This window comes from Streptomyces sp. NPDC096105 (genome assembly GCF_044763335.1).
GTDB lineage: Bacteria > Actinomycetota > Actinomycetes > Streptomycetales > Streptomycetaceae > Streptomyces.
This window is the reverse complement of the sequence record NZ_JBIWGC010000037.1, coordinates 21,413-31,953: the sequence shown is the minus strand read 5'-3', so window position 1 is coordinate 31,953 and position 10,541 is coordinate 21,413. Positions and strand designations below refer to the sequence as shown.

8 protein-coding genes, 1 tRNA gene and 1 pseudogene are annotated in these 10,541 nt (G+C 71.4%); 6 read left to right on the top strand and 4 right to left on the bottom strand.

Translation table 11 applies throughout. From position 1 onward, the window contains the following. Positions 1-103: 103 nt before the first annotated feature. The 5 genes and pseudogenes from ACIQ8B_RS32280 to ACIQ8B_RS32260 all read left to right on the top strand — a co-directional run. Positions 104-439, top strand: a pseudogene (locus tag ACIQ8B_RS32280) (snapalysin family zinc-dependent metalloprotease); the annotation flags it as partial. Positions 440-949: 510 nt separating this feature from the next. Beyond that, complete coding sequence (locus ACIQ8B_RS32275; protein ID WP_403551798.1) at positions 950-1,438, top strand: hypothetical protein; 489 nt, start codon at positions 950-952, stop codon at positions 1,436-1,438. A gap of 23 nt (positions 1,439-1,461) precedes the next feature. Further along, positions 1,462-1,806 carry a hypothetical protein gene (locus tag ACIQ8B_RS32270; RefSeq protein ID WP_403551796.1) on the top strand — a complete coding sequence of 115 codons (345 nt, stop codon included), beginning with the start codon at positions 1,462-1,464 and terminating at the stop codon, positions 1,804-1,806. Beyond that, entirely contained in the window at positions 1,766-1,915 is a 150-nt protein-coding gene (locus ACIQ8B_RS32265) for a hypothetical protein (protein ID WP_403551787.1), read from the top strand. The genes ACIQ8B_RS32270 and ACIQ8B_RS32265 overlap by 41 nt, the downstream gene beginning before the upstream one ends. 84 nt (positions 1,916-1,999) lie before the next feature. Beyond that, positions 2,000-3,745: a hypothetical protein gene (locus ACIQ8B_RS32260; protein ID WP_403551785.1), complete on the top strand. Its 1,746-nt coding sequence runs from the start codon at positions 2,000-2,002 to the stop codon at positions 3,743-3,745. A 427-nt stretch (positions 3,746-4,172) separates the two neighbouring features. Here ACIQ8B_RS32260 and ACIQ8B_RS32255 read toward each other — a convergent pair whose 3' ends face one another. The 3 genes from ACIQ8B_RS32255 to ACIQ8B_RS32245 form a co-directional block, all read right to left on the bottom strand. Then, positions 4,173-4,490 carry a response regulator gene (locus ACIQ8B_RS32255; RefSeq protein WP_403551783.1) on the bottom strand — a complete coding sequence of 106 codons (318 nt, stop codon included), beginning with the start codon at positions 4,488-4,490 and terminating at the stop codon, positions 4,173-4,175. 427 nt (positions 4,491-4,917) lie between these two features. After that, positions 4,918-7,212, bottom strand: coding sequence for a hypothetical protein (locus tag ACIQ8B_RS32250; RefSeq protein ID WP_403551781.1), 2,295 nt, complete (start codon positions 7,210-7,212; stop codon positions 4,918-4,920). Positions 7,213-7,215: 3 nt separating this feature from the next. After that, a tRNA-Pro gene (locus tag ACIQ8B_RS32245) sits at positions 7,216-7,287 on the bottom strand. 530 nt (positions 7,288-7,817) lie between these two features. Here ACIQ8B_RS32245 and ACIQ8B_RS32240 point away from each other — a divergent pair. After that, positions 7,818-8,477 carry a formylglycine-generating enzyme family protein gene (locus tag ACIQ8B_RS32240; RefSeq protein WP_403551779.1) on the top strand — a complete coding sequence of 220 codons (660 nt, stop codon included), beginning with the start codon at positions 7,818-7,820 and terminating at the stop codon, positions 8,475-8,477. Between the two features lie 743 nt (positions 8,478-9,220). Here the strand turns inward: ACIQ8B_RS32240 and ACIQ8B_RS32235 are convergent. After that, on the bottom strand, positions 9,221-10,510 hold the full coding sequence (locus ACIQ8B_RS32235) for an IS4 family transposase (RefSeq protein WP_403551776.1): 1,290 nt from the start codon (positions 10,508-10,510) through the stop codon (positions 9,221-9,223). Between the last annotated feature and the right edge of the window lie 31 nt (positions 10,511-10,541).

Genomic DNA, 10,541 nt, shown 5'->3' with positions numbered 1-10,541 from the left:
GTGGGGGCCCACCTGTGCGTCCCGTTGTGGTGGTCTAATCACGGGGGACCACCCACCCCCGCCGGGGGGTTGTGGTCCCCCCGCCTTTTTCACCCCCCCCGCCGCCAAAATCATGATCGTCGCGACGTCGGGCTGGCCCCAGGCCACCCTCGGCCCCGTCCGCCCCGGCCGCCAGGTCCGCGTCGAACTCGGCAGCCGGGCCGTGAACGACGGATACAACAAGACCCGGATCGCCGCCCACGAACTGGGGCACAGCCTCGGCCTGCCAGACACCAAGCCCGGCCCCTGCTCCCAGCTGATGTCCGGCTCCAGCGCCGGAACCGCCTGCACCAGCGCCGTCCCCAACGCCACCGAACGGTCCCGCGTGCAGTCCAACTACGCAAACGCCCTCGCCGCCTCCGTCGTCACCGACGGCCGAACCCTGGTCGACGCGCCCTGAACCAACGGCCACGACCCGACGCCCGGACAGCCAGTCGGCCCGCCGGCCGCGGCCACCGATACCGCCGGCCAGGGGCAGCGGTGCGCGGAGGCCCGGCGGTTACGGCTCTCACCGCCGGAGCCACGTTCCGGCGGTGAATTCGTGCCGGGTGCTGCCGAACCGCGAGAGTCGGCAGCACCCCGTTGCCGTCGGCCGTGTGGATGAACGCTCCCCCGGAGAACGACCAGTACGACCGCGCTGGCGGTGAGCCCGGTGGCGATGGCCGCACCGCCGGCACATCCACATCGGGCCAGTTGCCAGTTCCATGCCTGAGAAGCAGGCCGCCACGGCGCTGGTGGCATCGGCGACCCGCAGCGAAGCAAGCCCGTGCCGCAACTGCCCCGCAAACACCGGGCCAACGCTTCGCGCCTCCGGCTAAGGCAATGACCGCCCCAGCGCCCAGCCAGTCCTCCAACGCAGGTCACAGGCCTCCATCCGGCCACCGCTCAATCGGCCGGCAGAAGCAGCGGGGTGCCGTCGCCGTCCAGACTCCTGGCCGTCGAGGGCCGCGGCGCCGCCCTCCGCGAAATCTTGGCCTTCGACGGCCTCGACGCGGCGCTGGCCGCCGCGGTCACCGCACTGCGGGAACACGGTCCAGCTGAGGCGTACGCCGCGCTGAGGGGGCAGGTTCCCGGGCTCGGGCCGGCCTTCTTTACCAAGTTCCTCCACTTCACCGGTCTCGCTGTCCCGTCCGCGCGCGGACCACGTCGGTCGCTGCCGCCGGCCGCGACGGGACCATGGGGACCGGCGCGCACCCGCACGCGCGAGCCGATGTGCCGCCGGAGGCGCAGGCGGACAACGTTGGCACGCAGGGCGGGGCAGCCCGGTGGCGGGCATTACCCCGGCCGGCGAACGAGCCGGCGACCGCCCCGAGAGCCGACAGATCCTCGGAGGCCGAACCAGGGTGGACGGCTGCCCCTTCGCCGTTCACCGGCCGAGGCCAGGAACTCGACCGGCTGACGACCGCCGCCGCGGGCGCGGCCGTGGGCCACGGCCATGTGGCCGGCGTCCTCGGCCCCCCCGGAGTCGGGAAGACCCGCCTGCTGCTCGAACTCGCCGCACGCCTGGAGAGCATGGCGGCGCAGGAGGTGGACGCCGGACCGGAGGTCGTCTGGAGCCACTGCTTCCCCGGTGAGGGCGTCCCCGCCTGCTGGCTGTGGACCCAGGTCCTGCGGCGGCTGTCCGCCACCCGGCCGGATGCCTTTCGCGAGGCGACACGGCCGTACGACGCCCTGCTCGGCCCGCTCCTGACCGAACGGCCGGCGGCCCGGACCGGCGGGCCCGAGCTTGTCCTCCTACGGGTCCCAGGCCCGCTTCCTCGCCCATGACGCGGTCTGCGAGGTGCTGCTCGGCCTGGCCGGGCAACGCCCGCTCGTGCTGCTCCTCGAGGACCTGCAATGGGCGGACACCGCCTCCCTCGACCTGCTCAGACTGTGACGCACCCGGTGCCAGGGCCATCCGCTCGGCATCGTCCTCACGGTCCGGGAGTGCGAGACCGATTCGGACGCGACGCTGCGCCGGATGATCTCCGACGTGTTACGCGGCCCCAGGACCGAGACGCTGCGGCTGCGCGGGCTCTCCCCGGACGCCGTCGCCGCTCTCGTCGAGGCACATGCGGGGCCCGGTGTGGACCCGAAGGTCGTCGAGGTGCTGCACCGGCGTAGCGCGGGCAACCCGTACTTCGTGATGCAGTTGCTCTCCCTCGTGGGCGATGCGCGCAGCCTCCGTCGCCCGGACGCGGCCGACGCGCTCCTGGCGCACATTCCCACGGGTATACGCGAGGCACTGCACCAGCGGTTCGCCGCGCTGCCCGAGCCGGTGCTGCGATTGCTCCGGCTGTGCGCCGTCATCGGCGCCGAGGTGGACACCGACCTGCTGTACCGGACCGCCACGCCCGACGAACCGGTCGTCGCCGGACTCGAATCGGCCCTCCGCGCCGGTCTGCTCGAGGAGGACCCGCATGATCCGGGGCGGCTGCACTTCGCCCACGCCCTGGTCCGGGAGACGCTGGTCGACGAACTGCCCCGTGCGGACCGCCACCGCCTGCACGCCAGGATCGCCGACGCCCTGCGCGCACGCCGGCGCGGACAGACGGGCGACGAGGAGATCGAGCGGGTGGCGCATCACAGCTGGCACGCCAAGAGCACGCTGCCCGCCGCCCAGGTGCTGTCCCGGCTGCTGCTCGCCGCGGAACACGCCGAGCAGTCCGTGGCGTACGAGCAGGTGGAGGTGTGGCTGCGCCGTGCGCAGCACCTGATCCGCTTCCTGCCGCCGGACGATCCCGCCACGGTGCGACTGGAGCAGAAGCTGCACATCCACCTCGGCCAGGTGCTCGCCATCACGCGCGGCTACGGCCATCACGAGGCCGAGACGGCCCTGACGCGCGGTCGCGCCCTGCGCACGACCGCTCAGGCCCCCGAGGACCCGTCGGTGCTCTGGGCGCTGTGCGCGGCGCACCTGGTCACCGGCCGCTACGACGCCTCGCGGCAGCTGTCCGGCCTGCTGCGGGACATCTCGCGCCGGACCCGGGAGCCCGTGGCGTCGCGCGGTGCGGCGTACGGCGAAGGCATCGTGCTGCATGTGCGCGGAATGCTGCCGCAGGCGCTCGCCGAACTGGAACGCGCCGTCGGCATGGCGGACCGCTTGGCCGACGAGGGGCATGAGCTGGCACGCACCTTCCAGCACGACCCGCGCGTCTCCTGCCGCTCCTACGACACCTTCACCCACTGGCTCCTCGGGAACCGGCAGACCGCCGGTGCGCGCCGACGTGAGCTCCTGAGCATCACCGAGTACGAGAGCAGGCCGTCCGACCGCTCCTTCGCACTGTACGTGGACGGGATCGTGGTGGCTTGGGAGGGTGACACCCGCACCGCGCTCGCCTCGAGCGACGAGGGTGTCCGCGTCGCGGGCGAGCACGGACTGCTCTACTGGAAGGCGATGCTGGGTGTCGTCAAGGGATGGGGCCTCGCGCACGCGGGAGACCACGACGAGGGCCTCGCCCTCATGCACACCTCGCTGGCCGAACTGGGCCGCTCCGGGACGTACTTGCGGCACCCTCTCCACCTGGGCCTGCTGGGTCAGGCCCAGGTGCACAGCGGGCGGACCGAGGAGGCGAGGAGCACCTTCCAGACGATGCTGGCCGCTGTCGGACAACGCCGTGAGCGTGTGTACCTCCACCCGGCACTGCCCGTGACCCCGCTGCTCCACGAACTGCTGGGCCCAGGTGCCGACCGCTGGGTCGACCCCGCTGGTTCCCCGTCCCCGTGAGACACCACCACGGTCGCGGATCCAGATGACGGGGAGTTCCATCCGGGTCACCGGGCGTCGTGACCGGCCTTGCCCTGCCACGAGGGTGCCGCGGCGCTCGTGGGGCGCCGCGGCACTGTCACGTCCTCGGTCAGCCCGCGTTGGTGAAGGTCCGCTCCAGCGCCGCGTAGTCCTTGCCGCCGTTCTCCCCGTTCTTCAGGTAGACCGTGTGCGTCACGGACTCCCCGGCGGCCACTTGGAACCGCAGGTCCCTGACTTCGGCGTCCAGGTCGGTGGTGGTCTCGTTGGTGCCCCTCGCAGAACAGGGCGTCCGCGCCGACCAACAGCGTGCCCTTGTCGTCCACGACCTGCGCGAAGGCGTTCAGCAGGTATCCGCGGACCCCGGCCCGTACCGAGGCGAACACCGACGCGTCGTCGTCCAGCGTCGTCACCACCAGGACGGCCGTGCCGGGCCGCAGCCGCAGGATCTCCCAGGTGGCCTCGAACCGGACACGCCCGGCTCGCCCAGGTGCGGATCCATCGCGACGACATCGGGACGGTGCGCCTCGACCGCCGCCACCGCGCCGTCGGCGGTGTCCGCCTCGCCCGCCACCACCATGCCGGGGAGGGAGCCGAGCAGCGCGGCCATCCCCCTCCGGAAGACCGGATGATCGTCCACGACCAGAACCCGCACCACGTCCTCGGCGCGCTCGCGGGCCGATGCGCGGGCACGGCGCTGTACATACGTCCCGAGGCGGCGTCCCACGATCCCCGCAGAGACGCGACCCGCCTGGGCGACGCCGTCCCGGAGGCCCCGAGACCCAGCCCTCGGCGAGCCGACCCGTCCGTCGCACCGGGGCGGCCTCGCCGACACACGCGGCTTCCCCCTTCCCCTCCCCCTCGACGGGGCACGGCAGAGCATCCCTTCGCACGCCCTTCACGGGCATTTCCCCATGTTCCCCCTCCGGGGCCGGCGGTTCCCCGTACGTACCGGCCACCCCTCGTTCCGGTCCGCAGGCCACCGGAACGGTCCTTCCGCAGGCGGACACCCTGCCCCGGCGCACCACCGCGCTCCCCCGTCGGCCACCGTCCGGCCACCGACAGCTCCCGCGCACCGCCGAGCGTGCGGGAAGTGTGCGGGAGGTGCAGCAGAGCTGTGTGCCCTGTGCGGGCGACGCGCCCGCCGGGCGGGCTCACCGCATCCAGTGCCCGTCGGTGCTCCACCCCAGGAAGCGCCGGGCGCGGCTGCCGTCCGCCGTTCCGTCGCCGTCGAAAGTGCCGCCCTCGGCGACCAGGGCCAGGCCCTTCAGGGCAGGAGCCAGCCGGGTCGCGACCGGGTGGCGGGCCGTCTCCTCGTGCAGAGCCGCGATGACCCGCCGCTGCTCCTCCGGCGGGCACAGGGACAGGTGGAACACCATCTGGCGCCAGGCGTACGCGGCGTCCTTGATGGTGTCCAACGGCCGCGGGTTGCGGTGCACCCGGGAGACCAGCCGGCACACGGTCACGAAGCAGCGGCGCGCCAGGTCGGCCCAGCCGGGCCGCGGGGTGATGCCTACCCGGTGGACCAGCGTGGCCAGGTTGTGCGTGGTGAGGATCTGCGCCTGCTCGATCACCGTGCCGTTCGCCGCGACCGACCGGAACTGCGACGCCGCTCCGGCCCGCTCGGCGCACAGCCGCGCGAAACCGGGAGAGGTGCGGGCGCCGTGGGAACGGGTCTGGGCCGCGCCGGTCTCGGCGGTCACCAGGTCGCGGATCGCCGAGTAGTCGATGCCGTAGTAACGCTCGTACAGCGTGCCGCCGAGCAGCTCGCCGGCGATCTGCGCCGCCGTGAGGAACTTCGGGCTGAACGTGCCCATGAAGATGTCGGCGGCCAGCTCCTCCACGAACGGGGCGCCCAGACCGCACTGACGCGCGAGAACACCGAAGTCGCGGACCAGTGGGTTGGGCAGGATCGTCCCCGGGAAGGCCTGCACGGCCAGCTCGCCGAGCTGCCGCAGCACGGCGAGCGCGCTTTCCTCGTGCGGCTCGCCCGGCACCGCGGATCGCTGCCCCGACACGGCCCGCACCCAGGGCAGTTCCTCGACGCGCACCTGCCGCTCCAGGTTGAGCAGGAGCAATGAGCGGCGGCTGCGGAAGGCCCGGTGGTTCGCGGCCATCAGCGCTCGCAGCGTCTCGTCGCCGTACGCCTGCGCGGTGGTGGCGGCGACCAACTGCGGCACCAGCTCGGCCAGGACCTCGGCGGACGGTACGACGCCCCGCTCGACCAGCGTGCCGAGCGGGGCGCTCAGCGCGGACTCGACCACCTGGCGGATCACGGGCGGCACGGCTGCTCCGGCGAGCAGGCCGGTCTCCCGGCTCTCCTCCTCGGTCACCGCGCCCAGGAGCGGGGCGACATCGCTGATGCCCGCCTCCTGCGGGAGCACGGCGAGCCGACGCACCATCAGCTGGGCCAGGGCGTGGTGGGAAGGAAGCGCCGCCTGCCCGGCCTGACGTCGGCGCAGGGCCGTGTGCGCAGCGGAGCCGGGCAGACCGCGCCGCCGCACCATGGACTCCATCGCGTGCCGCAGCAGACCGAGCCGGCGCGCGTCCAGCGGCCGGCCGGCGACGGTCTCCTCCAGCGCGCCGCGCAGAATGCCCAGGTTCTCCTTGGAGCTGCGGTGTTTGGTGCAGCGGGTGTGTTCCGTGGCGAGCAGCCGGTAGCGGCTGAGCAGGGCCTCGCCGTGCGCCAGCCAGTCGGCATCCGGGACGAGTGCGAGGACCCGTCCGTCCCGTGTCGTCCGCAGCCAGTGGGCGAGCAGCTCGTCGCCGAACGGCTGCCATACGGTGAGCGCCTCGCGCTGCGTCTCGACCGCCGCGTTGGGGCGCCGCCGCCGCAGGGTGTCGGCGGCCTGGGAGACGGTGTACCGGTGGACGGCCGCGGTGGCATCCGGCGCGGGGCCGTCCGCCGGGCGGGGCAGGAACCGCAGCCGGTCCGCGAACGGTTCCAGCTCCGCCGCGAGGTCGAGTGCCGCGTCGGTCTCGCCGTGCCGGACCAGCCAGGCCATGGTGAGCAGCGCGGCCTCCTCGGGCACGCCGATCTCGTAGTGGCCGCTGTCCAGCCGGGCCCACAGCCAGGCGAGTCCGGGTCCGGTGAGGCAGTGTGCGAAAAGCGCGCGCCGCTCAGCGGGCACCCCGAAATCCCGCGCTGCCTCGGTCTCGTACGCCTGGAGCGGACCGCCCGCGCTCGCGGTGCCGGTGGCGAAGCCGCCCCGCACCACCTCGGGAGTCACCCAGGGCGGAAGCCCGCCCACGGGTGTGCGCGAACCGACGGACAGCCGGCCCGCGGCCATTCCCGCGAGGACCTTCCGCCAGCGCTGCCCGCGCACCTCGGCGCGGCGCCGGGTGTCGGCGTCCTGATGGGTCAGCGCGGTCGTGAAGGCCTTGGCCAGCTGGGCCTCCTGATAAAACGGGGCCGCGGCGAGGGGCTGCTGCTCAGCGTTGTCGTTCATAAGCCGGCGTGGCAGGTTCCGCCCCTGCGCCCTCCGGGTCCCGAGCCCGGTGCTCTGCTATTGAGCTACACGCCGATGACGGCTGACATTAGACGCCGGGCCGATCACCGTACAACCGGGTTTTCTCGCAGCGCGGAAGCCGGTCCGGACGCTACGCCGACACACGCCAGGACCGAGGTGGTCGAGCGGATTCTGCGGACCCGTGAACCACCCATGACACCGTGGCGATGGGTTCCTGGCCCAGCTGCGCCAGGAGGACGAGCTCGGCATCGGGGCCGATGACACGAGGACGGCTCTCCGCGCCCGTCCGGCTGGTGTTCAGGTGCCCGAACGACGCCGCGTACGCGCTCAGCTCTGCGGCCGCGAACCTCGATCGCAAAGGCTCCGGAGCGGCTCCTTGCACGAGCTGCTCAACGATCTGCTCCTCCGCTGGATTCGCTGCCAGCCACGCGTGGGCGCGCGTCCGACGCAGCTCAGGTGCGGTCAGGTTGTTTGTGAGCACTTCTTGAAGTTGATCTGGCTCCACCGCCGATCGGAAAGATCGGTAGAACCGTGGGCAGACGCCGGTAGGGTGGCCTGTCGTGGACGCGGGGGCAGGGAGCGAGATGGTTGCGGTCCCGTCGGGACAGGTGACGCTGTCGGACCGGCGGACGCAGAGCAGCTGGCCGGTCGAGGTCGCGCCGTTTGAGATGTCGGCGTTGCCGGTCACGCAATCCTGGTACGCACGCGTCACGGGCCGACGGCCGAGTAGCGCCCAGGGTGAGCGGCTGCCGGTTGAAAGTGTTTCGTGGTGGGACGCGGTCCAGTTCTGTAACACTTTGTCCCAACGGGAGGAACTGACGCCCGCGTATCGCCTGTGCGCCGACGCCGAGACGGCCGAGTGGGACGCCTCCGCAGACGGGTACCGGTTGCCGACCGAGGCCGAATGGGAGCACGCCTGCCGTGCGGGCACCACCGGCCCGCGGTACGGGCAGCTCGACGAGGTCGCCTGGTACCAGGGGAATTCCGATGGGCGGATCCACTCTGTCGGCGGCAAGCAGCCCAACGCGTGGGGCCTGTACGACATGTTGGGCAATGTGTGGGACTGGTGCTGGGACGTCTACGACGCCGAGGTGTATGGGACCTACCGGGTGCTCCGTGGTGGTGGATGGGCCGACGAGCACTGGAGCTGCCGGGCGTCGGTGCGGCGGCGCAGCCACCCGACCTTCCGGATCGACGACGTGGGATTTCGCATCGTGCGCTCCACACCACTGCCTCAGCTGTAACAGCCTCATTCCGAATCGATCAGTTAGAAGCCGTTGCTCTATCGATCGTGGTGAGCATTGGTTCGAGGACGGGGACTCGGCTGGGTGATCTTCGGCCGGTGCGGGCATGAAGACGGGGCCTCCTGTCCAGCTCGGGATTGCTGAAGTCCTTCGAGCGCCAGGAGGCCCTGTGCCGCAGTCTTCCGTCCGGACGGTCGGCGAGTCCAACTCGGTTGCCCCGTCGTGTGACTGTCTCGCGCACCGGTTCGGAAACGCCGCGGACCGGCCGCACAGGAGACCGACGTACCCGTCGGACATGACGGACGCCGAATGGGCGGTGGTGAGGGACCTGCTGCCGGTGCCGGGATGGCTGGAGGGCCGGGGCGGGCAGCCGGAGGGCTACTGCCACCGGCAGATGATCGATCAATGCCGCGAAGTTAAGGCCCCGATGGTGCTGTCAAGGGTTCGGCGAGCGGGATCTTGTAGGTGCAGGGGGCTGTGCGGATGAGTCGGTTGTTGCGGGTCCAGTAGCGGAGTTGTGCTGTGAGGCTCTTGATGGACGGTGTGGTGGTGAGGCCGAGGCGGCGTGCGATGTCTCGGGTATGCATGGCTTGATTCGCATTCGCCGCCAGGATCCGGCAGACCTGGTCCCAACGCCTGGAGGTCGTCTGGCTGGGGGCCTGTGTGCCGGGAAGGGCCGGCGGGTGGACGGTGATCTCGATAGCGCTGATCGGTGTGCTGTCGCGGGGCCGTCCGTCGCGATTCTAGGTGTGGTAGCGGGAGATTCCGCTCTTGACGATGCGGGTGGAAAGCCGCATCCGGCGTCTGGGAAGGAGCGTGCGCAGGATGCGGGTGCCGATGTGTCCGACCAGGTCGGAGTAGTTGTACGGTCCGGTTGTTGGAAGTATTCCGGTGAGACTGACGACGGTGTCGCGGGCTGCCTCCAGGGCGGCGGTGAAGCCGGCCCGGTCGGGGTCACAGCCAGGTTCGGTCTCCACCGCGGTCACCATGATCGAGCGCAGTGCCTGGTAGAGGGTGAGCAGTCCCCACACTTCCTGGCAGAGACCTGCCGGGTCCTTCGAACGCAGCACCCGGCCTTGAAGGAGGGTGTGGCGCAGTGCCAGGTAGGCGGTCTCGATCTCCCAGCGTTCGTGGTAGAGGCGCATCAAGCGGGCGGCGGGGTCTGTGCGATGGTCGGTGAGTGTTGTCAGCAGGCGGTAGGTGTCACCGAAAGTGCCGCCGTCGACGGTGCGTGCTTGCACCTCGGCCTCGATCACTCGCAGCGAGAGGCTGCCGATGCGGGTGAGGTACGAGCCGTCAGGCAGTAGGGCCAGCACCGGTGGGCGCCGTGCACTGGTGCAACGCACCAGAAACTGCGCGCCCTGTCGTGTGATGGCGGCCGGGAGCTCGTTGCCGTCGAATGCGCGGTCTGCCAGAAGGAGCATGTCCGGGGTGAGGTGGCCGGTCAGTTCCCGGGCGTAGTCGCTCTCGGCTTTGACGGCGGGGCCGAAGGTTGCTGCGATCAGGCCGCGGGTGCCTGTCTCGCACAGCGTCATCAGCATCAGCCGGGGGTATCCCGCCGGGCCATGGCGTCGTACCGTCCGGCCGAGCCAGGACCTGTTGCGCTCGTGGTCGGGGACCGACAGGCTTCCGCATCCGTCGAATGCGACCGTGCGCCAACGGCGGTAGCGCACTCCAGGGGTGGAGGGCTGGGCCAGCGGGCCCGCCAGCACGTCGAAGAGCCGCTGCAGAGGGGCGACGCCCACCCGCCGGCGCAGATCACGAAGTGCCTTCTCGGACGGCCGTGGCACGTTGCCGCTCAGCCCTGCTACGAGTTTGTCCCACACCAGCTGGGCACCCAAATGCTCGAACAGGCCGAGAGCCAGGACGAAGTAGACCCCGACTCGGGATGGCAGACTCCGCAATCGTTTCTCGCGGGCTCCGGTCTCCTCCACCACCGCATCCACCAGCTCCGGTGGGATGACTTGGGTTAACTCGCCGATGTGACCGGGCGCGAACACGTCAGGCGTGCCGCCCGTGACAAACTGGGCCACAGGGCCTCTGCTCTCTCAGGAAGATCTTGGT